Origin of the sequence: Streptomyces sp. NPDC096310 (genome assembly GCF_044763125.1) — a bacterium.
In the GTDB taxonomy this organism is placed as follows: Bacteria; Actinomycetota; Actinomycetes; order Streptomycetales; family Streptomycetaceae; genus Streptomyces.
The window spans coordinates 78,019-100,729 of the sequence record NZ_JBIWFO010000002.1 but is presented as its reverse complement, the minus strand read 5'-3'; the positions used below and the strand labels follow the sequence as shown (position 1 = coordinate 100,729).

General features: G+C 71.8%; 21 protein-coding genes and 1 pseudogene. 16 read left to right on the top strand and 6 right to left on the bottom strand.

Annotated elements, in window-relative coordinates; translation table 11 throughout:
• Positions 1 to 73: 73 nt before the first annotated feature.
• From ACIQ7D_RS05775 to ACIQ7D_RS05740, 8 genes are all read left to right on the top strand, one after another.
• Positions 74 to 1,546, top strand: coding sequence for an MFS transporter (locus tag ACIQ7D_RS05775; RefSeq protein WP_403933987.1), 1,473 nt, complete (start codon positions 74 to 76; stop codon positions 1,544 to 1,546).
• Between the two features lie 83 nt (positions 1,547 to 1,629).
• A complete protein-coding gene (locus ACIQ7D_RS05770; protein WP_403933985.1) occupies positions 1,630 to 2,043 on the top strand; it encodes a DUF3151 domain-containing protein in 414 nt (137 codons plus the stop codon).
• Positions 2,044 to 2,320: 277 nt separating this feature from the next.
• On the top strand, positions 2,321 to 3,238 hold the full coding sequence (locus ACIQ7D_RS05765; protein WP_403933983.1) for a DUF3152 domain-containing protein: 918 nt from the start codon (positions 2,321 to 2,323) through the stop codon (positions 3,236 to 3,238).
• A gap of 139 nt (positions 3,239 to 3,377) precedes the next feature.
• Entirely contained in the window at positions 3,378 to 4,223 is an 846-nt protein-coding gene (locus ACIQ7D_RS05760; RefSeq protein WP_403933981.1) for a tryptophan 2,3-dioxygenase family protein, read from the top strand.
• Positions 4,216 to 5,523, top strand: a complete 1,308-nt coding sequence (gene kynU, locus ACIQ7D_RS05755; RefSeq protein ID WP_403933979.1) for a kynureninase — start codon at positions 4,216 to 4,218, stop codon at positions 5,521 to 5,523. The genes ACIQ7D_RS05760 and kynU overlap by 8 nt, the downstream gene beginning before the upstream one ends.
• 76 nt (positions 5,524 to 5,599) lie before the next feature.
• Positions 5,600 to 6,481 (top strand): alpha/beta hydrolase, encoded by an 882-nt coding sequence (locus ACIQ7D_RS05750; RefSeq protein WP_403933977.1) that lies wholly within the window; start codon positions 5,600 to 5,602, stop codon positions 6,479 to 6,481.
• A gap of 140 nt (positions 6,482 to 6,621) precedes the next feature.
• A complete protein-coding gene (locus tag ACIQ7D_RS05745; protein WP_403933975.1) occupies positions 6,622 to 7,926 on the top strand; it encodes a sensor histidine kinase in 1,305 nt (434 codons plus the stop codon).
• Positions 7,923 to 8,594: a response regulator gene (locus ACIQ7D_RS05740; RefSeq protein WP_403933973.1), complete on the top strand. Its 672-nt coding sequence runs from the start codon at positions 7,923 to 7,925 to the stop codon at positions 8,592 to 8,594. The genes ACIQ7D_RS05745 and ACIQ7D_RS05740 overlap by 4 nt, the downstream gene beginning before the upstream one ends.
• A 214-nt stretch (positions 8,595 to 8,808) precedes the next feature.
• Here the strand turns inward: ACIQ7D_RS05740 and tnpA are convergent, their stop codons facing one another.
• Entirely contained in the window at positions 8,809 to 9,237 is a 429-nt protein-coding gene (gene tnpA / locus ACIQ7D_RS05735) for an IS200/IS605 family transposase (RefSeq protein ID WP_403933971.1), read from the bottom strand.
• A 51-nt stretch (positions 9,238 to 9,288) separates the two neighbouring features.
• Here tnpA and ACIQ7D_RS05730 point away from each other — a divergent pair, with 51 nt between their 5' ends.
• Positions 9,289 to 10,503, top strand: coding sequence for an RNA-guided endonuclease InsQ/TnpB family protein (locus ACIQ7D_RS05730; protein WP_403933969.1), 1,215 nt, complete (start codon positions 9,289 to 9,291; stop codon positions 10,501 to 10,503).
• A 68-nt stretch (positions 10,504 to 10,571) separates the two neighbouring features.
• Positions 10,572 to 11,114 (top strand): Uma2 family endonuclease, encoded by a 543-nt coding sequence (locus tag ACIQ7D_RS05725; protein WP_403933967.1) that lies wholly within the window; start codon positions 10,572 to 10,574, stop codon positions 11,112 to 11,114.
• 103 nt (positions 11,115 to 11,217) lie between these two features.
• Here ACIQ7D_RS05725 and ACIQ7D_RS05720 read toward each other — a convergent pair whose 3' ends face one another.
• Together ACIQ7D_RS05720 and ACIQ7D_RS05715 are read right to left on the bottom strand one after the other, a co-directional pair.
• A complete protein-coding gene (locus ACIQ7D_RS05720) occupies positions 11,218 to 12,849 on the bottom strand; it encodes an ABC transporter permease (RefSeq protein WP_403933966.1) in 1,632 nt (543 codons plus the stop codon).
• Complete coding sequence (locus tag ACIQ7D_RS05715; RefSeq protein WP_403933964.1) at positions 12,846 to 13,811, bottom strand: ATP-binding cassette domain-containing protein; 966 nt, start codon at positions 13,809 to 13,811, stop codon at positions 12,846 to 12,848. The genes ACIQ7D_RS05720 and ACIQ7D_RS05715 overlap by 4 nt, the downstream gene beginning before the upstream one ends.
• Positions 13,812 to 13,936: 125 nt before the next feature.
• Between ACIQ7D_RS05715 and ACIQ7D_RS05710 the strand changes: the two genes are divergently transcribed.
• On the top strand, positions 13,937 to 14,443 hold the full coding sequence (locus ACIQ7D_RS05710) for a GbsR/MarR family transcriptional regulator (protein WP_403933961.1): 507 nt from the start codon (positions 13,937 to 13,939) through the stop codon (positions 14,441 to 14,443).
• On the opposite strand, the gene ACIQ7D_RS05705 is transcribed toward ACIQ7D_RS05710, so the two are convergent.
• Together ACIQ7D_RS05705 and ACIQ7D_RS05700 are read right to left on the bottom strand one after the other, a co-directional pair.
• A complete protein-coding gene (locus ACIQ7D_RS05705) occupies positions 14,440 to 16,461 on the bottom strand; it encodes a hypothetical protein (protein WP_403933959.1) in 2,022 nt (673 codons plus the stop codon). The genes ACIQ7D_RS05710 and ACIQ7D_RS05705 overlap by 4 nt on opposite strands.
• A 52-nt stretch (positions 16,462 to 16,513) precedes the next feature.
• Complete coding sequence (locus tag ACIQ7D_RS05700) at positions 16,514 to 17,461, bottom strand: diacylglycerol kinase family protein (RefSeq protein ID WP_403933957.1); 948 nt, start codon at positions 17,459 to 17,461, stop codon at positions 16,514 to 16,516.
• Positions 17,462 to 17,689: 228 nt separating this feature from the next.
• Here ACIQ7D_RS05700 and ACIQ7D_RS05695 point away from each other — a divergent pair, with 228 nt between their 5' ends.
• Positions 17,690 to 18,973: an adenylosuccinate synthase gene (locus tag ACIQ7D_RS05695; protein ID WP_403933955.1), complete on the top strand. Its 1,284-nt coding sequence runs from the start codon at positions 17,690 to 17,692 to the stop codon at positions 18,971 to 18,973.
• A 133-nt stretch (positions 18,974 to 19,106) separates the two neighbouring features.
• Positions 19,107 to 19,532, top strand: a pseudogene (locus tag ACIQ7D_RS05690) (VOC family protein); the annotation flags it as partial.
• A 225-nt stretch (positions 19,533 to 19,757) separates the two neighbouring features.
• On the opposite strand, the gene ACIQ7D_RS05685 reads toward ACIQ7D_RS05690, so the two are convergent.
• The gene (locus ACIQ7D_RS05685; RefSeq protein WP_403933954.1) at positions 19,758 to 20,453 is read right to left on the bottom strand and encodes a lytic polysaccharide monooxygenase; all 696 of its coding nucleotides are present in this window, start codon (positions 20,451 to 20,453) and stop codon (positions 19,758 to 19,760) included.
• Between the two features lie 444 nt (positions 20,454 to 20,897).
• Between ACIQ7D_RS05685 and ACIQ7D_RS05680 the strand changes: the two genes are divergently transcribed.
• From ACIQ7D_RS05680 to ACIQ7D_RS05670, 3 genes are all read left to right on the top strand, one after another.
• Complete coding sequence (locus ACIQ7D_RS05680; RefSeq protein WP_403933952.1) at positions 20,898 to 21,866, top strand: hypothetical protein; 969 nt, start codon at positions 20,898 to 20,900, stop codon at positions 21,864 to 21,866.
• Positions 21,867 to 21,988: 122 nt separating this feature from the next.
• The gene (locus ACIQ7D_RS05675) at positions 21,989 to 22,258 is read left to right on the top strand and encodes a hypothetical protein (protein ID WP_403933950.1); all 270 of its coding nucleotides are present in this window, start codon (positions 21,989 to 21,991) and stop codon (positions 22,256 to 22,258) included.
• On the top strand, positions 22,255 to 22,674 hold the full coding sequence (locus tag ACIQ7D_RS05670) for a hypothetical protein (protein ID WP_403933948.1): 420 nt from the start codon (positions 22,255 to 22,257) through the stop codon (positions 22,672 to 22,674). Before ACIQ7D_RS05675 ends, ACIQ7D_RS05670 begins: the two co-directional genes overlap by 4 nt.
• Positions 22,675 to 22,711 lie beyond the last annotated feature (37 nt).

Here is a 22,711-nt window from a genome sequence, read left to right as displayed (position 1 = left end):
CACGGGCCGGGCCCGACGCACTTGCGGCATCCGCCGGGTCGCTTTCCGGGGGCGCCGCGGGGATGATCCCCGTATGGACATCAGGCTGTCCTCGGCCCGGGGACGCTGGGTCATTCTGACGACGGTGCTCGGTTCGAGCATGGCCCTGCTCGACTCCACCGTCGTCAATGTCGCGCTGCCGCACATCGGGGACTCGCTCAACGCGGATCTCGCGGCGCTCCAGTGGACCGTCAACGCCTACATGGTCACGCTGGCCGGGCTGATCCTGCTCGGCGGGTCGCTCGGCGACCGGTACGGGCGGCGGCGCGTCTTCGTCATCGGCGTGGTGTGGTTCGCGCTCGGGTCGCTGCTGTGCGGGATCGCACCGAACGTGGCCATCCTGATCACCGCCCGCGCCCTCCAGGGGGTGGGCGGCGCGCTGCTCGTCCCCGGCTCCCTCGCGATCATCCAGGCCAGCTTCCACCCGGACGACCGGGCGCGCGCCGTCGGTCTGTGGTCGGGGTTCGGCGGTGTGGGGGCGGCGATCGGGCCGTTCCTCGGCGGCTGGCTGGTGGACGGGCCCGGCTGGCGCTGGGTGTTCCTGATCAATGTGCCGCTGGCCGCCGTCTGCGTACCGGTGGCGCTGCGCCACGTACCGGAGACCCGGGATCCGGCGGCGCACGGGAAGTTCGACGTACTGGGAGCGGTGCTCGGCGCGGCGGCGCTGGCGCTGGTCACCTACGCGCTCATCGCCAGGACGGCCTGGCCGGGGGTGGCGGGGGTGCTGGTCGCGGTGGCCTTCGTACGGCTGGAACGGCGCCGGGCCGAGCCGATGCTGCCGCCGTCGATCTTCCGGTCCCGGCTGTTCACCTCGGTGAACGTGGTGACGCTGTGCGTGTACGCGGCGTTCGGCGGCTTCTTCTTCCTCGCCGCGCTCCAGCTCCAGGTCGTCGCCGGGTACTCGGCGCTGCGCGCGGGCGCGGCCCTGCTGCCGACGACGGTGCTGATGCTGCTGCTCTCCGCGCGCTCCGGCGCGCTGGCGCAGCGGATCGGGCCCCGGCTGCCGCTCACGGTGGGGCCGCTGCTGTGCGCCGTGGGCCTGATGCTGATGGTGCGCGTGGGCCCGCACGCCGACTACCTGGCGGATGTGCTGCCGGCCCTGGTGGTGCTGGGGATGGGCATGGTGACGCTGGTGGCGCCGCTGACGGCGACGGTGCTCGCCTCGGTCGACATCGCGCGGGCCGGGCTGGCCAGCGGTATCAACAACGCGGCGGCCCGCGCGGCGGGCCTGGTCGCGGTGGCGGCGCTGCCGCTGCTGGCGGGCATGGGGCCGGAGGTGTACCGCTCGGCGACCCAGTTCGACGCCGCGTTCCGGCGGGCGATGCCGATGCTCGCGGGGGTGCTGGTGGTGGGCGCGCTGATCGCCTGGGCGACGGTACGGTCGCCGGGGCGCGAGGCGGCCGGGCGGCCGGAGCCCGAGTGCCGGGTCAACTGCGGGCTGACGCCACCGCTGGAGACGGACCGGCCCGGGGGCGGGGAGAGGCGGGCTGAGGGGCCGGGGAGCTGAGGGGCCGGAGGAGCGGGAAGGGGCGGGCTGCGGGGCCCGGTTCCGGTGACCGCGGGCCGGGTGGGGCAAGGCAGACTGTAGGCATGGGTATCCACGAAAACCTTCTGGGGGGACCGCCCCCCACCGAACTGCCCGACGATCCCGAGCCGCGTGAGCTGCTCGCGAACGGTACGGCGCCCACCGATGTCGCCGCGAAGTACCCGACCTCGTCGCTGGCCTGGGCACAGCTCGCCGACAGCGCGTACGAGAACGGCCGCGTCGTCGAGTCGTACGCGTACGCCAGGACCGGCTACCACCGCGGGCTCGACGCCCTGCGGCGCAGTGGCTGGAAGGGGCACGGCCCGGTGCCGTGGGAGCACGAGCCGAACCGTGGCTTCCTGCGCGCCCTGCACGCGCTCGCCCGCGCCGCGCAGGCGATCGGCGAGGAGGCGGAGTACGAGCGCTGCGCGACATTCCTGCGCGACTCCTCGCCGCTCGCGGCGGACACGCTCGGCTGAAAATGTATGGGGTCCGGCCGCTTCTGGAGCGAGTGAGGAGGCTCCTGGACCGAGTCGGACTGAGTCGGAGCAGGTCGCGGCGCGTACATCAGGGTGCCGGTCTCACCTTGATGGTGCCTTTTGAGCCACCTCGTGTCCTGAACCCCACGACACGTGTCCTGTGAAGGAACCCTTCGAAGGCCCCGCCCGTCTCTCAGGGCGTGGCCTTCGCATAGGTGAGCGAATGTCGCACTACCGGTATCGAAGGTGACCGGGTTCGAGCAGGGAGACATTCGTTTTGGGCAAGCGCGCCGCCACCCGTCCTGGACGTCGTGGAACGTCCGTCCTCGGTGGCGGTGACAGCCAGGACACGCGCCGTTACGGCCCCGGGCGCCGCCCGGCCCGCCCCCTGCTGGCGGCGGGGATCGCGCTCGCCGTGCTGATCATCGGTGGCGCCGTCGTCGCCTCCTGGCCCGGCACCCGGGCGGAGGCGGACGCGCAGCAGGACGGCGCCAAGGGCGGCGCCTCGCGCGCGGCCTCCCCGGCGACCGGGACGGAGCCCGAACCACGGACGACGCCGAGCCCCGGGAAACCGGAGACGAAGCCCACCCCCACGCCCACCCCCACGCCCACGCCCACGACATCGGCCGATGTCCCGGTCTCCGGCCCCGGCACCTTCACCACCGCCCGGTCGCAGGGCGACCCCGTCGGCTCGGGCCCGCCGCGCCGCTACAGCGTGCAGGTCGAGAACGGGGTCGACGTCTCCGCCGCCGACGCCGCCGGCGAGATCGAGAAGATCCTCGCCCATCCGCAGGGCTGGGCCGCGCACGGCCGGGGCAGCTTCCAGCTCGTCCCCTCGGGCGCCGACTTCGTCATCCGTATCGCCACCCCGGCCACCGCCGACAAGCTCTGCCTCGCCCACGGGCTGAACACGCGCGGTGAGCTGAACTGCGAGACCGTCGACGGTGTCGTGGTCAATCTGCGCCGCTGGCTGCTGGGCTCGCCGCAGTTCGACGGTCCGCCCGCCGAGTACCGCCACCTCATCATCAACCACGAGGTCGGCCATGAGATCGGCCTCCGGCAGCATCTCGGCTGCGCCGGGGCCGGCAAGCTCGCCCCGGTGATGATGCAGCAGATCAAGGGGCTCGACGGCTGCCGATCCAACGCCTGGCCGTACGACAAGGACGGGACGTACGTCGACGGCCCCGGCCTCTGACCGCGAGGGCCGGGCCCCGGAGAGCGGGGCGGGCGCGGCGGCCGGGACCCGGATTATGATGCCCGCAAGGGGACCGGAGCTCCGTAGCCACAGACGGAAAGGGGCGGACCGCTACCCGGCACATGTCGAGGAGACAGAGATGTCGTACACCCCCGATGTCCCCGGAGCCGGTTCGGACGCCCCGAATCTGGACTTCGCCGGGACGACCCCGTACGAGGACTACGTCCAGGCGGACGTCCTCACCCACTTGCAGCATCCGCGCTCCGACGACCCCGGAGAGATGGTCTTCCTCGTCACCACCCAGGTCATGGAGTTGTGGTTCACCGTCATCGTCCACGAGTGGGAGACGGCCTCCCGCGCGCTGCGCGAGGACCGTACCCAGGTCGCGATCGACGCGCTCCGCCGCTCCGCGCGCGAACTGGAGGCGCTCAACGCCTCCTGGCAGCCGCTCGCCCGGCTGACGCCCGCGCAGTTCAACGCGTACCGCGGGGCGCTCGGCGAGGGCTCCGGCTTCCAGTCCGCGATGTACCGGCGCATGGAGTTCCTGCTGGGCGAGAAGGCCGCGTCGATGCTCGTCCCGCACCGGGGCGCGCCACGCGTCCACGCCGAGCTGGAGAAGGCGCTCCAGGAGCCGAGCCTGTACGACGAGGTGCTGCGGCTGCTGGCCCGGCGCGGACTGCCGGTGCCGGACGCGGTCCTCGGCCGCGATCTGGCGCGGCGGTACGAGGCGGTGCCCGAGGTCGAGGAGGCGTGGACCCGGATCTACGGCGACCCGGACGGAGACGCGGAACTCCTCGCGCTCGGCGAGGCGTTGACCGATGTCGCCGAGCTGGTGTGGCGCTGGCGCAACGACCATCTGGTGGCGACCCGGCGCGCGATGGGCTCCAAGTCCGGTACCGGCGGCTCCGCGGGCGTCGCCTGGCTGGAGAAGCGGGCCGCCAAGAACGTCTTCCCCGAGCTGTGGACGGCGCGCAGCCATGTCTGAGCCCATGCGGATGTCCGACCCGGCCGGGTTGGTCGCGCGGGCCGCCGCGCTCGACGCCGCCGACGAACTCGCCCCGCTGCGCGACCTGTTCGCCCTCAACGAGGGGTCCGTCTATCTCGACGGGAACTCGCTGGGCGCGCTGCCCCGCCATGTCCCCGAGCGCATAAGGGATGTGATGACACGTCAGTGGGGGGAGATGGGTATCCGCTCCTGGACCGAGGGCGGTTGGTGGACCGCGCCCGAGCGTATTGGTGACAGGATCGCCCCGCTCGTCGGCGCCGGACCCGGGCAGATCGTGGTCGGGGACTCGACCAGTGTGAATGTCTTCAAGGCGGTGGTGGCCGCCGTACGCCTCGCCGACCAGGACCGTACGGCAGGTGGGGACCGTACGGCCGGTGGGGATCGTACGGAGGTGCTGGTCGACGCCACGACCTTCCCCACGGACGGCTACATCGCGCGGTCCGCCGCCCGGATGACCGGCAGGCGAATCGTTCCTCTCGCCCCGGCCGAACTGCCCGCCGCGCTGGGCCCCCGTACCGCCGCCGTCCTCGTCAACCACGTCGACTTCCGTACCGGGCGCCTCCACGACCTCCCCGGGATCACCGCCGCCGCGCACGAGGCCGGGGCGCTCGCCGTCTGGGACCTGTGCCACAGCGCGGGCGCGCTGCCGGTCGGCCTGGACGCGCACGGGGTGGACCTCGCGGTGGGCTGCACGTACAAGTACCTGAACGGCGGGCCCGGTTCGCCCGCCTTCCTCTATGTCGCCGAGCGCCACCAGGCGCGCTTCGACTCCCCGCTGCCCGGGTGGAACGCGCACGCCGACCCGTTCGCGATGGCCGACGCCTTCGAGGCGGCGGACGGTGCGGTACGGGGCCGGGTCGGCACCCCCGACATCCTCTCCATGCTCGCGCTGGACGCGGCGCTCGACGTCTGGACAGACGTGCGAATGGCGGACGTACGGGCGAAGAGCCTGGCGCTGACCGACTTCTTCCTGGAGTGTGTGGAGGTGTACGCCCCACCGGGCCGGGTGAGTTCGCTGACCCCCGCCGCACACGCGGAGCGCGGCAGCCAGATCGCCCTGCGGTGTGCGCGGGCGCCCGCGGTGATGGACGAGCTGATCGTCCGCGGGGTGGTCGGTGACCTGCGCAGGCCGGATGTGCTGCGCTTCGGTTTCACCCCGCTGTACGTGGGCTTCGCGGACGCGGAGCGTGCGGCGCGGGTGCTCGGCGAGGTGCTGGCCGGTGTGCCGGGGCAGGTGCCCGCCGGTGTGCCGGGGCAGGTGCCGCCCGGTCGGCGGTGACAGCGACGCCCGTGGGGCTGATAGCGTCCCGGCTGATCAGGTCAATTCGGCCCCAGTACCGAAAGGTTGGAGCAAGATGCCGGACCCCGCCGCGCAGGACGCCGTCGCTCGCGACGCCGCAGAGACCGCCTCGGTCCTCGCCCGTCCGGTCGTCCGGCCCGACGCCACCGCCGCGTACGGCGAACACCCTGATCAGGTGATCGACTTCTACGCCCCCCGGGGCAACCAGGAGCGGGTGCCGCTCGTCGTCGTCCTGCACGGCGGCGCGTGGCGCGCGCCGTACGACCGGGGGCATCTCACCCCGTTCGCGGACTTCCTGGCCCGGCGCGGCTTCGCCGTCGCCAACGTCGAGTACCGGCGCGGGCCGGGCTCTCCCGAGGACGGCGGGGCCCCGGTGGCGGGGCGCTGGCCCGAGACGTTCGACGACGTGGCCGCCGCCCTCGACGCCCTGCCCGCGCTCGCCGCCGCCGCGCTGCCGCAGGCCGACGTACGGCGCACGGTCGTGACGGGGCACTCCGCCGGCGGCCATCTCGCGCTCTGGGCGGCGGCCCGGCATGTGCTGCCCGAGGGCTCGCCCTGGCGGCTGCCGCAGCCGCCGCCGTTGCGCGGGGTCGTCGCGCTGGCCCCGATCGCGGACCTCGTACGCGCCGTCGAACTGTCGGTGTGCGGCGGGGCGGTGCTCCAGCTCCTCGGCGGCGAGACGGAGTTCAAGCGGCGCAGGGAGAGCGCGGACCCGGCCGTGCTGCTGCCGACCGGGATCGCGACGACGGTGGTGCAGGGGCGTACGGACCTCACCGTGCCGTACGAGGTCTCGGAGGCGTATGTGGAGGCGGCGGGCCTGGCCGGTGAGCTGGTCGGACTGACGCTGCTGGAGGACGTCGGGCACTTCCCGCTGGTGGACCCGTCGGCGGACGCGTGCGCGGTGGTCGCGGAGGAGATCGCCCAGCTCGCCTGGTGAGCGCGCGCCACCACCCGCCAACCGGCGTCCGGGGGCCGCCTGGGCGGGGCGGTGGTCACCCTCGTAGTACCTGGGACGGACGGCGAAGGATCCGCTTCGGTGGTGACGCCCGCGCCCGGCCCGCCCCCTACCGTGGAAAAGTGACCGAAACCGAATCCGGGAAGCCCCAGGACAACGAGATCCGCCTGGTCAAGGGCGCCTACGGCAGCCTCCGCCAGGACCTCATCGACAGCGCTCTCGACTACCGCCCGCTGCCGCCCCTGCGGATGGACGGCCGCTTCACCCGCCGGCTGCCCGAGCGGATACGCGAGTTCGCGGGGTGGACGCCGCACGCCGTGATCATCGCCGTGGCGCTGATGATGTTCACCTTTTCCATCGACACCGGCACCGGTGCCGGTGTGCTCGGACTCCTCACGATCGTCCCGCTCCTGCTGACAGTGGTCAGGCCCGTCCTCGCCTGGTGGGCCGCGCTGGCGGTCACCCTCGTCACCAACGTCTTCAGCTATCACGACTGGCCCTGGACGCCCACCTCCTTCGTCGGCTACCTCCTCGTGATCACGCTGGTGGCCATCCGCACCACCCCGCGCACCGCCGCCTGGATGTGGGCGCTGACCGCCGCGTACGCCGCGTTCTCCGAGGTCTTCCTCAACCGCGGGTACAACTACGGCGGCTCCACCTCCGCCCAGATGCTCTTCGTGTCCGCGCTCGTCCTGCTGGTCGTGAGCATGCTCCAGGTCCGTCGTAAGGCGGACCAGGAGGTCGCCGCGCAGCAGAGCGTCACCGCCGTCGAGCGCGGCCGGCGCACGCTGCTGGAGGAGCGCACCACCATCGCCCGCGAGCTGCACGATGTGGTCGCCCACCACATGTCGGTGGTCGCCATCCAGGCCGAGGCCGCACCGTACCGGGTGGAGAACCCGCCGCCCGAGCTGGAGCAGGCGTTCCTCACGATCCGCGAGAACGCCGTCGCCGCCCTGACCGAGCTGCGCCGCATCCTCGGTGTCGTACGGGCGGACGACTACGAGACTCCCGACGCCCCGCAGCCCACGCTCGCCGAACTCGACGGCCTGATCGACAACGTCCGTGACGCCGGCCTCACCGTGGAGAAGACGGTCACCGGCGCGGTGCGCGAGCTGCCGCAGGGCGTGGAGCTGTCGGCGTACCGCATCGTCCAGGAGGCGCTGAGCAACGCGCTGCGCCACGCGCCCGGGTCGACCGCGCGCGTCGAGATCGCGTACGTACTCGGCGGCCTGGGCCTGCGTATCGTCAACACGCCGCCGCGCGGCCTGATCAAGCCGTCGCCCGGGGCGGGGCACGGGGTCACGGGCATGCGGGAGCGTGTCACGATGCTGAACGGGGAGATGACCGCGGACCTCACGGAGGACGGCGGCTACGAGGTCGCGGCCTTCGTTCCGGTGGCTGCCGTGCGGGACGGGGACGCGTCATGACCAGCGGTAACACCATCAGGGTGCTGATCGTCGACGATCAGGTGATGGTCCGCGAGGGCTTCTCGGTGCTGCTGAACGCGATGCCGGACATCGAGGTGGTCGGCGAGGCGGTGAACGGCCGCGAGGCGGTCCGGCAGGTCGCGGTGCTCCGCCCCGACATCGTCCTGATGGACATCCGGATGCCCGAGCTGAACGGCATCGAGGCGACCCGCGAGATCGTCGCGGCCGACGCCGCCGCGAAGGTACTGGTCCTGACCACGTTCGACCTGGACGAGTACGTGTACCAGGCGCTGCGCGCGGGCGCCTCCGGCTTCCTCCTGAAGGACGCCTCGGCGCGGCAGCTCGCGGACGGCGTACGGGTGGTGGCCTCCGGCGAGGCCCTGCTGGCCCCGACCGTCACCCGTCGCCTGATCACGGAGTTCTCCAAGCTCTCGGAGACCCCGCGCGGTCCGGCGATGGCCCGGATCGGGGAGCTCACCGAGCGCGAGACGGAGGTCCTGGTGCTGATCGCGCAGGGCCTGTCGAACGCGGAGATCGCGGGACACCTGGTGGTCGCGGAGTCCACGATCAAGACGCATGTGAGCCGGATCCTGGTGAAGCTGGGGCTGCGCGACCGGACGCAGGCGGCGGTGTTCGCGTACGAGGCGCGGCTGGTGACGCCGGGGTGAGGTGACGCCCGTAGCAGTCCGGTACGCGGTGGCGAGTACTCGTCATTTGATCACTCACGAGGGTGATCGGATCGGGAAGGACCGATTCGGCTGCGCGCGGGCCGGTCATGCTGGTGTCCGCCTGACAGGAGGTGCACCATCCCTGATCTTGCGTGGGCATCCCCGGCTTCAGCCGGGGAGGGAAACGCATCTCAGGACTGCTCCGACCGGTAGTTCAGAGCGGACGTTTTTGCTGCTCGATGTACTGACGGATCGCCGTGAGCGGTGCACCGCCGCACGAGCCTGCGAAGTAGGAACGGGACCAGAACACGGAGCCCATGCCGATCCGGTTGATATGGCCGGTGTACTCCGCCCGTAGGTAGCGGGAGCTGACGCCCTTCAAGCTGTTGATCAGCTTCGACAGGGCCACCTTCGGCGGGTAGTGGATCAGCAGGTGGACGTGGTCCGCCTCGCCGTTGAACTCCCTCAATTCCGCCTCGAACTTGCCGCACACCTCCCGCATGATCTCCGCACACCGTTGCAGCATCGCGTCATCGAAGACGCCGCGCCGGTACTTGGTCACGAACACCAAGTGTGCGTGCAGGTTGTAGGCGACGTGGCGGCCAGTACGGATATCCGGGTTTGGTTCCCAGCGTGGTGACATACACCAAGTGTAGTAGGATCTCCGAAGCTGACCAGGAAGGGGGTGGGCCGGATGATCCGTGCGTACAAGTTCCTCATGCGGCCCACCCTGGGCCAGCAAGGCGCACTCACCGAGATGCTGCGGGACCACTGCTCGCTCTACAACGGCGCGTTACAGGAACGCCGTGACGCCTACCGGCATGTGTCGAAGACGAGCATCAAGTACGCGCAGCAGTCCGCCCAGCTCAAGGAGATCCGGGCGTTCGACCCGGAGCGCCACGGCCGCTGGTCCTTCTCCTCGCAGCAGGCCACGCTTCGACGCCTCGACAAGGCGTTTCAGGCGTTCTTCCGGCGGATCAAGTCCGGGGACACGCCGGGCTATCCGCGCTTCCGTGGGGTGAACTGGTTCGACACGGTGGACTTCCCGAAGGACGGCGACGGCTGCCGCTGGGACTCCACCCCGCACGACCCCGTCACCCGTGTGCGCCTCCAAGGCGTCGGTCACGTCAAGGTCAACCAGCACCGGCCCGTGGTCGGCAACGTGAAGACCGTGTCCGTCAGGCGCGAAGGGCGCCGCTGGTACGTGGTGCTGACCGCCGAGCAGATCCGGCCCGAGCCGCTGCCCGCAACCGGCAGCGTGGTCGGCATCGACATGGGCATAGCCAACTTCCTCGCCGACTCGGGCGGCGGATTCGTTCCCAACCCGCGCCACGGCCGCTGGGCAACCGCGCAGCTCGAAGCCGCACAGCAGGCTCTTTCCCGCTTCCCCCGCGTCCGCCGGGACAGGCGCACCGGTAACCACCGGCGGGCCGTTCAGAAGGTCGCCGACCTGCACCGCAAGGTCCGCCGTCAGCGCCTGGACCACGCGCACAAGACCGCGCTAGACCTCGTGCGGGAACACGATGTCATCGCGCACGAAGACCTCAAGATCCGCAACATGGTCAAGGCCCCCGCGCCGAAGCCGGACCCCGAGCAGTTGGGCACCTTCCTACCCAACGGGGCCCGTGCGAAGACGGGCCTGAACCGTTCGATCTCGGATGCCGGATGGGGGGTGTTTCTGACGGTCCTGCACGCCAAGGCTGAAAGCGCCGGACGAGACGTGATCGCCGTGGACCCCCGCAACACCTCCCGGACCTGCCCCGAATGCGGGCACGTCTCAGCGGAGAACCGGCCCACGCAGGAGAAGTTCCACTGTGCCTCGTGCGGCCACAGCACGCACGCGGACACGGTGGGCGCCCTGAACGTTCTACGGGCCGGGCTGGTCCGTCGCGACGCCGCACTGGCATAGCGAGAAGCCCCCTCGTTCACGAGGGGGAGGAGTCACGACAGTTATGGCAGAGCACGCACGCGGTCCAGATGTCCGTCGAGGAGTTCGAAAGGATTGCCAGGCTCGTCGAGCGGGAGTCCGACACCGTCAGGTTGGAGTTCATCAACGGACGGATCGGAATCAAGGGCATGACGGACGGCGATCACGCCGAGATCATCCGGTGGCTGCAGAAGCGCTGTATTCAAGCCCGGCCGGACCTGTGGCTGTACGCGGGTGGTGAGATCGGGCTTCTGGTCGAGGCATACCGCCAGGGGCGGGCCAAACCGGACGCGGTTCTCGCGCCGGAGAAGACGTTCATGGGGCAGGGGGACTGGGCGGATCCGGCGCGGGTACTGATGGTGGTCAAGGTGACGTCGTACGACTGGGACACCCCCCGGCGGGACCGCAAGGAGAAACCGGCCGCGTACGCGGCCGGGGGGATCCCGATCTACTTGCTGGTCGATCGCGACCACTGCACGGTCACGGTGCACAGCGATCCGGCAGCGGAGGGCTACGGCTACCGCCAGGTGGCGGACTTCGGCAAGAAGATCATGATTCCCGGTCCCGTCTCCGTCGAGCTCGACACCGAGTAGCTGACGGAGTTCGTCCGCTGACGCGCCACGCCGGCACGTGACGCGGGCGGCCCGTTTCATCCCCAGCCTGTGGATGAAACGGGCCGTTCCCCCGTCCGCGCGCTCAGGTCAGCACATCCCGCCGCCGCAGCCCCGCCAGTCCCGCCGTCACCAGCGCCACCGCCAGCCCCGTCAGGACGAGCACCGGCGGCCACGCCATCTCCGGGCCCGGCAGTTTCGGGAGGTGGCCGAAGGGCGACAGGTTCATCAGCGGCTGCGGGAGGCCGAGTGCCGGGCCGAGCCAGCCGAGGGCCAGGGTCAGGCCGCTCGCCGCCCAGGCTGCCGCCGCGGCCCTCGGGACCGCCCCGTACAGCAGCACCGCCACCGCGCCCAGCAGCCAGATCGCGGGCAGTTGGACCAGGCAGGCGCCGAGGATCCCGGGCAGGTCACGGCCGTAGCCCAGGAAGAGGCCCACCCCGCCGAGCAGCATGATCAGTACGGCGCCGCCGAAGGCGATCAGCAGATGGCCGGCGGCCCAGCGCAGGCGGCCGACCGCGCCCGCGAGGACCGGTTCGGCCCGGCCGCCGGTCTCCTCGGCGCCCAGCCGCAGGACGGAGGCGACCGCGTACAGCGCGGCGACCATGCCGAGCAGGCTCACCATCGTGGCGAGGAACGCGTCCGTCAGCCCCTGTTCGCCGCCCATCCGCTGGATGATCTCGCGGGTCCGCTCGTTGCCACCGACCAGTTCGGAGGCGCCGTCCGCGATCCCGCCGAACATGATCCCGCTGAGCAGGAACCCGGCGCCCCAGCCGAACACACTGCCGCGCTGGAGCCGCCACGCCAGCCCCCCCGCCGTGGCGAGCCGCCCCTCCGTGGGGCCGGGCCGCGCAGGCAGGAAGCTCATGCCGATGTCGCGCCGGCCGGCGAGGGCGTACGCCAGGACCGCCTGTACCGCGACGGCGGCCGGCAGCAGGAGCAGCACCCACCACCGCTCGTCCGCGTAGGCCCGTACGTGCTCGGCCCAGCCCAGCGGGGAGAGCCAGGTCAGAGCTGAGGAGCCGTCGGTGGTCGCCGCGTCGCCCGCCGCCTTGAGGACGAACGCGGCGCCGATGACCCCGGCCGTGAGGCCCCTCGCGAGCCGGGCGTTCTCGGTGATCTGCGCGGCGATCGCGGCGGTGCACGCGAAGAGCAGGCCGACCCCGCCCACCGCGAGGCCGAGCGCCGCGGAACCGGCGGTGTCGCCGGTCGCCCCGGCCAGCCCCGCCGTGATCACCAGCGCCAGCGCGGTCTGCGCGATCAGGGCCGTGAGCAGCGCGGCGGTCAGCGGTGCCCGGCGCCCGACCATCGCGGCGGAGAGGAGATCCTGACGGCCGGTCTCCTCTTCCTCCCGGGTGTGCCGTACGACGACGGTCAGGCTCAGCACGGCGGCGAGCGCGGTGCCGAACGCGGTCATCCGTACGGCGGTGAGCCCGCCGATCGAGTCGCTGAAGACCGGGCCGTACAGGGCGCGCAGCGAGCCGCTGGACGCGAAGGAGCGTCCGAGGTCGGCGCGTTCGGCGGCGGTACCGGCGATCGAGGTGAGGGAGCGGGCGACCGACATGAAGGAGCCGCCCAGGACCAGTACCCAGACCGGGAGCAGGATCCGGTCGCGGCGCAGGGCGAGGCGGAGCAGCGGTCCTGTGCCGGCGTACGGGCGGGAGCCGCCGGTCCTGGACACCGGCAGGGCGCGTGCGGTGTCCGGGGCGGTGGCCGTCATGACGCCACCCGCCCGTTGATCGTCCCGCCGGCCCCGTCCGTCGCGTCGGCCCTGTCGGCCCCGCCGGCCCCGCCGGCCCCGTCCGCCGCGTAATGGCGGAGGAAGAGCTCCTCCAGCGTCGGCGGCGTACTGCTCAGCGAGCGGACCCCGGCCCCGGACAGACACCGGAGTACGGCGTCCAGCTTGTCGGTGTCGACCTGGAGCCTTACCCGCGTGCCCTGGACGTCGAGATCGTGCACCCCGGGCAGCCGGTCGAGCCCGGCGGGCGGTCCGGCCAGCTCCGCGCGCACGCTGGTACGGGTGAGGTGGCGCAGCTCGGCCAGCGAGCCGGATTCGACGGTGGCGCCCTTGCGGATGATGGACACCCGGTCGCACAGCGCCTCGACCTCGCTCAGCACATGGCTGGAGAGCAGTACGGTCCTGCCCCGGTCGCGCTCCTCGGCGACACAGCTCTGGAAGACCTCCTCCATCAGCGGGTCGAGCCCGGAGGTCGGCTCGTCGAGGATCAGCAGCTCCACGTCGGAGGCGAACGCGGCGACCAGGGCGACCTTCTGGCGGTTGCCCTTGGAGTACGTACGCCCCTTCTTGGCCGGGTCGAGTTCGAACCGCTCGACCAGCGTGGCCCGCCGCCTCGTGTCCAGGGCGCCGTGCAGCCGTCCGTACAGGTCGATGACCTCGCCGCCGGTGAGGTTGCGCCACAGCGTCACGTCACCGGGTACGTATGCCACGCGCCGGTGCAGCTCGACCGCGTCGTGCCAGGGGTCGCGGCCGAGGAGCCGGGCGGCGCCGGAGTCGGCGCGCAGGAGCCCGAGGAGGACGCGGATGGCGGTGGACTTCCCGGCTCCGTTGGGGCCGAGGAAGCCGTGGACCTCACCGGTCTCGACGGTGAGATCGAGGCCGTCCAGCGCGTGTGTCCGGCCGAACGATTTGTGCAGATCCGCGACGCTGATTGCCTTCGTCATGCTTTGGAACGTACGCTACTTTCACAAAGTTGTGAAGTTAAGGAAGCGTAAAAAGGGCGCGTTAAGATCGGGACGCGGACGCACGGCGAAGCGGACGGAACGGCGGCAGGGGAGATGAGCAGGCGATGAACGACAACAGCCCCTCACGGAACCAGGAGGCGGTGGCCCGCTTCGTGGAGCGGTTCGCGGCCGAGATGACCGAGGCCGGCATGCAGCGGACCGCCTCGCGGGTCTTCGCCGCCCTGCTCTCCTCCGACGACGCGTCCCTGACCTCCGCCGAGCTGAGCGAGCGGCTCGGCATCAGCCCGGCGGCAGTGTCCGGCGCGATCCGCTATCTCGTCCAGGTCAGCCTCATCGGCCGGGAACGCGACCCGGGCTCCCGGCGGGACCGCTACCGGGTGCACAACGAGGTCTGGTACACGACGTTCGCGCAGCGCGACGCGGTGCTCATGCGCTGGGAGAACGCCCTGCGCGACGGCGCCGACTCGCTGGGGCGGGACACCCCGGCGGGGGCGCGGCTGGCGGAGACGGTCGAGTTCTTCGAGTTCCTTCAGGAGGAACTGGTGACCATGATGGACCGCTGGCGGGCGCTCCAGGACGAACGCCGGGCGGAGCGGGCCCAGGGTCTTTAGGAAGTCGCGGTGACGTTCGGCGCGAGCAGTTCCAGATAGGCGCGGACCCCCGGGTCGTTCGGGTTGATCTCCTCGTACGGGTGCCGGGGCCACAGCGCCCGGCCCTCGACCCACGGCACGACGGCCGGGGACGGGTCCAGCCAGCCCCGCAGCTCCGCCACGCCGGTGGTGGCGGGCAGCCCGAGCCAGGGGCGCCGCGCCGTGCCGGGCGGCAGCACCCCGAGCAGCGCCTCCGGCAGGTCGTCGTCGCCACCGTGGGCGGGGAAGAACAGCAGCACGGGCCCCGCGCCGTACGGATCGTCCAGCAGGACGTACCGCTTGGGCACCGGCACCGGGGCGAGAGCCGCCCGGACGAGCGTGCGCACCGTGGGCAGGTCCCGCCGCACCAGCCGGAGCAGCGCCGTCAGCCCCGCCGCCGTACACGCCCCGCCCATCAGCAGCGTCATCCACGGCATCTCGTCACCCGGGATCAGCCACAGCACCCCCACGCCCGCCGCGACACCGAGGCTCTGGAGGACGGCGGTCAGCGAACTCAGCTCACGCAGCGTCCGCACCCGCCACCACGGCACCGCCCGGATGTCGAGGTCGGGGCGGTACCGGCGGCCCGACGACGGCGGGACGGCCCAGCGGCGCGCCTCGGCGGCGAGGGCCGCGTACGTGAAGGCGACCGGCGCCCCGGGGTCCGCGCCGGCCGGGCGGTCGGCGGCCTTGGCGAGGCTGACGGGCGGGCGCGGACGCGGCACCGCGGAGGACAGCGAGGACGGAGGGGACAGAGGGGAAGAAGGGGAAGAAGGGGACGGAGAGGAGAACGAGGCCAGGGTCGTACGGTCGCCGCCCCTGGCGCCTGTGCCGTTCCCGGGCCCCTCCTCCCGCCGCCGCAGCAGCCGTACGCCGCCCCCGGCCAGGCCGGCCAGTACGAGCACCGCCCCGGCCAGGAACACCGCGTCGTTCACCTCGTTGGCGATCGTGCCGCGCCACTCGGTGTCGTACAGCTCGCCCTTCCACGGGCCGTACGAGACCAGCCATCCGGTCTCCCAGTCGTGGAGGAGGGGATCGCGGTCCGGGTCGCAGTGGTAGGTGCCCTGGCGTTCCGTGCCGCTCCATGGCTCGGTCCACCGCACGGTGCAGGCGCCGTCCGAAGCCTCGTCGATCACGGTGAGGTCGATCTGCGGGTCCTTCTCCGCGGCCTCGGAGGACGCGATGCCCACGCCGAGCGCGATCGCGCCGACGAGCAGGACCCAGCGGAAGACGCCTTTACGGCGGAAGGCGGACGGTGCGGACGCGGGCGGTACGGGCGGTACGGGCGGTACGGGCGGTACGGGTGTGGCGGTCAGCGGCTGCTGTGGCTGTGAGTGGTCCTGGTCCTGCGGCTGACGCGGAACCGGCCGTTCCAGCACCCCGCGCTCCACCGCCACCCGTACGTTCCGCCGCCGCGCCCGTTCCCCCCGTACCGCCCGCGTCCAGACCAGCTCCGCCCCGCCCGGCGGCGCGATCACCCCGCCGGTCCGGGGATCGCCGCACCACCACAGCACCCCGCCGGGGCCCGGCTCCACGAGCTGATAGCGCTGCTGTACGGCGATCACGGCCAGTGGCCACAGCTCACCGGTGACCGGGTCGCGCAGAACCACCGTCCCGCCGTGCAGCCCGCGCGGTACGGAGACGGCAGCGCAGGCCGTCCACGGGGCCGCCGTCAGTCGGTTCCTCATCCGGCGGGCGAGCCGCCGGGCGCCCAGGCCGAGCCCGGTCGTGAAGGCGGCGAGCCCGCACAGGGACGGCAGCACCTCCTCGGGCCAGGCCAGTCCGCGCCCCCGGGCGGCCAGCGCGATCACCGCGACGCCGGCCAGCAGCGTCGGCCCGACGCGCGCCCAGGTACCGGCGCGGGCCCGGTAGCGGCTCAGGGCCTCCGCCGTGTCGGGGAGGTCGAGGGCGACGGCCGCGCGCGGCCCGCCACCGGCGTCCCCGCTCTCACCACCGCCCGGCCCGGGTCTCCGGGCCGCCGTGCCGTACGTGCCGTGCATGTGTGCCGTCCCCCCGGGCGTTGATCGGACGCTGAGGGTAACGCGAAGGGTGTCAGCCGCCGGGCCGGCCCCCGTGGGGACCGCCGCCGGGACCCGCGTACGCCCCGGCCACCGCCGGACCGCTCGCCGCGCCGGTGGGCAGGGTCAGCCCCCAGGCCCCCGGCCGCAGCGTCCAGGTCCTCGTACGGACCGGACCGGTGACCCGGGCGTCCGCGCGGTAGCGGAAGTCCGCGCCCGAGACGGTCACGGACAGGGCGCTCGCCCTGACCGGCTCGGCCGCGCCGCGCGTCCGGATCACCACCTCGGCCCGGCCGCCACGCGACCGTACGATCACGGCCTCGACCGGTTCGTCCAGATCGCTCAGCACGACCCCGTCCGCCTCGACCCGCAGCCGGTGCGTGTGGACCGCGAGGGCGTGCGGGACGGGGCGGACGAGCGTACGGACCAGGGAGCGGCAGGTGTGCCAGACCGAGGCGACGGCGGGCGCGACCCCGGCGCCGTCGCCCGGGTCGCGGGCCGCGCCGCCGGCCCCCGGCCGACCGGGGAGCGAGGGGAGGGCCGGGATCCGCAGATCGCCCAGCACCACCCCGTCGCTGTCGTCGACCAGCAGGTCCAGTCTGCGTACCGCGCCGTCCAGCACCGCCCGCGCCGCCGCCACCGCGCCCGTCGGCACGCCCAGCGAGCGCGCCAGCTCCACGGAGGCGCCCACCGGCACCACCGAGAGCGCGCCCGCGGTCAGCTCGCGCTCGCGGTGCAGCAGCGAGACCATCCGCAGCAGCGCCCGGTCGTCGCCCACCAGCACGGGGCGCCGGCTGCCGCGCCGGGCCAGCGCCCGCGCCAGCTCGTCGGGCCCCTCGGGGAAGCAGATCTTCACCGCCGCACCCCCGCTGAGCACGTCTCTCGCGATCCGCACCGATTCGCCGTCGGTCCGGCCGGAGACCGGGTCGATGACCACCAGAAGCTGCTGCGCGCCGTTCTCGGCGGGCTCCGGAGCCGACACCTCGGTCCTTCCTCGGGTAGCATCTTTGTGCAAGAGCCCCTTGCGCTATTGCGCCAGGGGCTTCGTCTATTCCGGGGCATCCGGTTCGACGGTCAGGTCTGTGTCGTACAACGCTGTGCGATGTCGCAGGCACGGATCACGCATGGTTACGGCGTACTCACGCCGTACGAACGGCGTTCGTGCGCTCCCTGACCTTGGACATGCCCCGCCCGGAAGGGGTGTACGCCTGTGCCCGCACTTGTGCTGCTCGGTGCTCAGTGGGGTGACGAAGGCAAGGGAAAGGCCACCGACCTGCTCGGTGGTTCCGTGGACTATGTCGTGCGCTACCAGGGCGGCAACAACGCCGGCCACACGGTCGTCGTGGGCGACCAGAAGTACGCACTGCATCTCCTCCCTTCCGGAATCCTCTCCCCGGGGTGCACCCCGGTGATCGGTAACGGCGTGGTGGTCGACCCGGCTGTCCTGTTCTCCGAGCTGAACGGTCTTGGCGAGCGCGGTGTCGACACGTCGAAGCTGCTGATCAGTGGCAACGCGCACCTGATCACGCCGTACAACGTCACGGTCGACAAGGTGACGGAACGGTTCCTCGGCAAGCGGAAGATCGGCACGACCGGGCGCGGTATCGGCCCGACGTACGCGGACAAGATCAACCGCACCGGTATCCGGGTCCAGGACCTCTACGACGAGTCGATCCTGGAGCAGAAGGTCGACGCGGCGCTGGAGTCCAAGAACCAGCTCCTCGCCAAGGTCTTCAACCGGCGGGCCATAGAGTCCGGCAAGATCGTCGAGGAGCTGCTGACCTTCGCGGACCGGCTCAAGCCGTACGTGGCCGACACGACGCTGATCCTGAACAACGCGATCGACGAGGGCAAGGTCGTCCTCTTCGAGGGCGGCCAGGGCACCCTGCTCGACGTCGACCACGGCACGTACCCCTTCGTCACCTCGTCCAACCCGACGGCGGGCGGCGCCTGCACCGGCTCGGGTGTCGGGCCGACGAAGATCAACCGTGTCATCGGCATCCTCAAGGCCTATACGACGCGCGTCGGCGCCGGACCGTTCCCCACGGAACTCTTCGACGACGACGGCGAGGCCCTGCGCCGCATCGGCGGCGAGCGGGGTGTCACCACGGGCCGCGACCGCCGCTGCGGCTGGTTCGACGCGGTGATCGCGCGCTACGCGACCCGGGTCAACGGCCTGACGGACTTCTTCCTCACCAAGCTGGACGTGCTGACCGGCTGGGAGCAGATCCCGGTGTGTGTGGCGTACGAGATCGACGGCAGGCGCGTCGAGGAACTTCCTTACAGCCAGACGGACTTCCACCACGCCAAGCCGGTGTACGAGTACCTGCCCGGCTGGTCGGAGGACATCACGAAGGCGAAGACGTTCGCCGACCTGCCGAAGAACGCGCAGGCGTACGTGAAGGCGCTGGAGGAGATGTCGGGAGCCCCGATCTCGGCGATCGGCGTGGGCCCGGGCCGCACCGAGACGATCGAGATCAACTCGTTCCTGTAGTTCACCGGGACGCTCCACCGCACTGGTCCGACGGCTCGACCCACACCGCCCCGGCGCCCGAAACGGCCGCCGGGGCGGTGCTGTTGTCCCGAGGGCCGGCCGGATTGTCAGTGGTGGGCAGTACGGTCCTGTCATGGCGGCACGCATCGATCTGACCCTGGACTGTACGGACGCGCGACTCCTCGCCGAGTTCTGGAAGGCGGCGCTCGGCTATGTCGACGAGCCGCCGCCCGCGCCTTTCGCCACCCGCGTGGAGTGGCTGGCGAGTCTCGATCTGGAGGAGGATCTCTCCGCCGAGGACGGGGCGTGGCTGTGCGATCCGGACGGGACAGGCCCGCGGTTGTCGATCCTCAAGGTCCCCGAGCCGCGTACGGCGAAGAACCGTCTCCATATGGACATCCGGCTGCCCGTGCGCGGCGGCGCCGAGGAGCGGTGGGCGCGGATCAGGGCAGAGGCCGAGCGGCTGGTGGCGGCGGGCGGGACGGTCGTGGCGGAGGCCGAGGAGCATCACATCGTGATGGCCGATCCGGAGGGCAACGTCTTCTGCGTCGCGGCAGGGGCCCCGGCGGCGGGGGCGGACCCGGCGGGGGCAGCGGACCCGGCGGGGGCAGCGGACCCGGCCTCGGGCCTGACCTCGGGCCTGACCTCGGGCCCGGCCTCGGGCCCGGCCTCGGGCCCAGCCTCGGGTCCGGCTTCCTGAGCGCCACGAACGGGCGTCGCACCGGGGGTGCGGCGCCCGTTGTCCTCGGGTGGGGGACGGGGGCGAGCCGGGGTGGGGCCGGGCTCAGGAGATGGTCACGTCACTGCACATGAAGAACGTCTGGTCCATGTGCGAGGCCTGCCAGATCGTGTAGACGACGTGCCGGCCGGTGTACCCCGACGTGGTGACGTCGATGGGGTAGTACTCGGCCGGGGCGTAGGCGGCGGTCCGTTTGACCAACTGCATGTCGCTCCAGGTCAGCGGCTGGGTCGTGGGGTCGAGACCCTGCCTGCTGACATAGACGAGGATGTAGTCGGCGCCGTGCCGGGCCTGGTCGTACAGGTTGATCTTGAAGTTGCTGTTGATGCTGGTCGTCTTCCACGGGCCGGGGACGTCCAGCGAGTTGTAGCGTCCGCCCTCGGTGCGGCCCGCGCTGCAGAGCTGGCCGTCCGGGACGACGGCCTGGAAGTCACCGGCGGCGCCGTTGCGGTAGAGGCCGTTCCAGTTCCACATGGCGTTGGTGTTGTCCTGCCACGCCTGCCAGCACATGGGGTCCTGCGTGGCCATCGCCGGGTTCTGGAAGTCGCTGCCCCAGCGCAGCCAGCAGCCGTAGTTGCGGGAGGCGGGGTCGATGACCGACCCGTGGGCGGAGGCGGTGCCGACCGTACCGATCAGGCAGAGCATGACGGTGGAGAGCAGCCCCAGGACGCGCAGGAGCCAGCGCTTGGTGTGCCGGGGGCGGGTGGCGCGGTTGGGCCTTAAGTGCTCATGACAATCCATGATGCGGTCTCCATCTTCCGGGTTGGGGGGGTGTGGGGGATCCGGTTATGGGAGCGCTCCCAACGTACTGCGGGACGGCGTGCCGTCATAGAGCTGAAACAAATGGAATTACGGGCGCCCGTCTTGATCTTCCCGGCTCGTCCCGGCCCGGGGGTGTCACTCCGATGGGTGAACTCCGGGTGGTGCGGCGGGGGTTCGGGGGCGTCGGCCAAACGATTCTGCGGTAACGGATCTCCGCAGGTCAGGGTCGATCTGACGGGCGATCCGCAGCGAATCGAACGCCAGCCCCGGTCGGCACTGTTGACACTTGCGCTCGTCACAGTGCGTGGCGTTACAGTCACGGCAAGCCCGCGGATCCGCGATCGGATCCGGGCTTCGGGCAGGAAAATACCCCCGCGGTGACCCAATCACCCGGGGGCTCGACACCAGGAGACAAACCTCCGGATGCGCATTCACCGTACAACGCCGACTCGTTCGTTCTCCACCTTCACCAACGCGCTGCTGCGCGATCGCAGCATCTCGTGGTGCGCGGCAGGCGTACTGATGTACTTACTCAGCCTGCCGTCCGGCGCCCGCGTCTCGATCCGGTCGCTCGCCGAGCTGCGCAAGGAAGGCCGTGGCCGGATCGCCGAAGCTCTGCATGAGCTGGAGGAATCCCGCTATCTGCGCCGGCCGGTCGTGAAGAACCGCGAGTCGGGTCAACTCTCCACGGTGTACGAGGTGTTCGATCACCCTCACACGAACGAGGGATCGGACGTCGCCGGTGACGGTGGTGCCGAAGACAACGAAAGTGGCCGAAACCTGGCCTCCGGTGACCAGGAAGGCGGCGTGTCGGGCTCGCTCCCTACGGGAGAAAAGACTGGGGAACAAGAACCTCCCTCCCCCGTGCGCGAGCGGCCGCGGCCGGTGGGTCAGGCGCGGCGGGCGCGGCAGCCCAAGGTCACCGTTCCCGAACAGCTCAGGTCCGCCACGGAGTTGCTGCTCTCCCTCGGGCGCGGGGAGCCCCGGCTGACCCTCGGTCCCTTCGAAGCGGTGCGGCTGGCACCGCTGGTGGAGGAGTGGCGGGGCTGTGGTGCGAGCGATGCGCAGGTGAGGCAGGCGCTGACGGCTGGGCTGCCGACGCCGGTGCTCTCCGCGCCGGGCCTGATCGCGGACCGGCTGCGCCGCAAGATGCCCGTACCGCTGCCGCCACGGGACCCTGCGGCGGCGACATCCGCGCCCCCGCCGCGCGCCGAATGCGAGGAGTGCCGCGCCCCGCTCCCACCCTCGGGCGCCGCCTGCCGCGCCTGTGCCCCGCCACCCCTGAACGCGGCGGCGCGCGGCTTCGTGGACGCCGCGAAGAGGGGCGGAGCCCTGGTCCGCGCGGCCCTGGTGGCCCCCGTGGTGTCCGGCGGCGAACCCGGTCTCGCCTGACGGGCGCCGGCCGCAAGCTCCCGGCCCCCATTCGGCGGGTCGGTTCCCTCGAACGAAATGGAGTGCCATGTCCGTCACCCTCGAACGGCCCTCCGGCGGTATACCGAAGGTATACTGTCGCTGTGGCCGACACGACGATCAAGGTTGACCCCGCCGTCCGCGACCGGCTGCAGGAGCTGGCCAGGGATCGTGGCATCACTATGCGCGACCTGCTGGCCGAGCTGGCCGACGCGACCCCCACGAAGGAGGAGCTGGCGCAGCGGTACGAGGAGACCAAGGCGTACGTCGAGGAGCACTTCCTCGGCAGGCCGTACACCGAGGAGGACGAGAAGGCCGGCGAGGCCCTCTGGACCGGCATCGTGTCCGGACGCCTCGGGGAGGTCCAGGAGTGAAGGAGGACATGTACCCGCCGGCGCGCGCGGTCGTACTCGACGACACGGCTGCCCTCGCGCTCGGCGCGGGAAACCGGATGGCGTCCCGCCTGGTGGTCGAGGCGGAGAAGGATCCGGCGTTACGGATCTACCTTCCGGCGCTGTGCCTCGCGGTCGCCGAAGGTGATCGAGCCGGTGTCGCGGAGCATGTCGGGGCCCTGCCGTCCGTCGACATCACTGAGCTGGACTTCGCGGGCGCGGCAGCGGTCGGAAAGGTCCTTCGCGAGCAGAAGACGACCGAGGCCGACTGGAGCGGCGCGCACGTCCTGCATCTCGCCCGCCCCTCGGTGGAGTGGCCGAGGGGACGGCCGGTCTTCACCGTTGACCCCGTGCGGTACCGGGGCACGGGGGTGCGTGTGATCCGTATTGAGGAGTAGGGGAGTAGGAAGTAGCTGACGGTCTGTCCCCTCGGCG

Excerpts from the sequence above, each read along its gene's own strand:
- ACIQ7D_RS05775 (WP_403933987.1), top strand. The coding sequence starts at position 74 with ATGGACATCAGGCTGTCCTCGGCCCGGGGACGCTGGGTCATTCTGACG.
- ACIQ7D_RS05770 (WP_403933985.1), top strand. The coding sequence starts at position 1,630 with ATGGGTATCCACGAAAACCTTCTGGGGGGACCGCCCCCCACCGAACTG.
- ACIQ7D_RS05760 (WP_403933981.1), top strand. The coding sequence starts at position 3,378 with ATGTCGTACACCCCCGATGTCCCCGGAGCCGGTTCGGACGCCCCGAAT.
- kynU (WP_403933979.1), top strand. The coding sequence starts at position 4,216 with ATGTCTGAGCCCATGCGGATGTCCGACCCGGCCGGGTTGGTCGCGCGG.
- ACIQ7D_RS05750 (WP_403933977.1), top strand. The coding sequence starts at position 5,600 with ATGCCGGACCCCGCCGCGCAGGACGCCGTCGCTCGCGACGCCGCAGAG.
- ACIQ7D_RS05740 (WP_403933973.1), top strand. The coding sequence starts at position 7,923 with ATGACCAGCGGTAACACCATCAGGGTGCTGATCGTCGACGATCAGGTG.
- tnpA (WP_403933971.1), bottom strand. The coding sequence starts at position 9,237 with ATGTCACCACGCTGGGAACCAAACCCGGATATCCGTACTGGCCGCCAC.
- ACIQ7D_RS05730 (WP_403933969.1), top strand. The coding sequence starts at position 9,289 with ATGATCCGTGCGTACAAGTTCCTCATGCGGCCCACCCTGGGCCAGCAA.
- ACIQ7D_RS05725 (WP_403933967.1), top strand. The coding sequence starts at position 10,572 with ATGTCCGTCGAGGAGTTCGAAAGGATTGCCAGGCTCGTCGAGCGGGAG.
- ACIQ7D_RS05720 (WP_403933966.1), bottom strand. The coding sequence starts at position 12,849 with ATGACGGCCACCGCCCCGGACACCGCACGCGCCCTGCCGGTGTCCAGG.
- ACIQ7D_RS05715 (WP_403933964.1), bottom strand. The coding sequence starts at position 13,811 with ATGACGAAGGCAATCAGCGTCGCGGATCTGCACAAATCGTTCGGCCGG.
- ACIQ7D_RS05710 (WP_403933961.1), top strand. The coding sequence starts at position 13,937 with ATGAACGACAACAGCCCCTCACGGAACCAGGAGGCGGTGGCCCGCTTC.
- ACIQ7D_RS05705 (WP_403933959.1), bottom strand. The coding sequence starts at position 16,461 with ATGCACGGCACGTACGGCACGGCGGCCCGGAGACCCGGGCCGGGCGGT.
- ACIQ7D_RS05685 (WP_403933954.1), bottom strand. The coding sequence starts at position 20,453 with ATGGATTGTCATGAGCACTTAAGGCCCAACCGCGCCACCCGCCCCCGG.
- ACIQ7D_RS05680 (WP_403933952.1), top strand. The coding sequence starts at position 20,898 with ATGCGCATTCACCGTACAACGCCGACTCGTTCGTTCTCCACCTTCACC.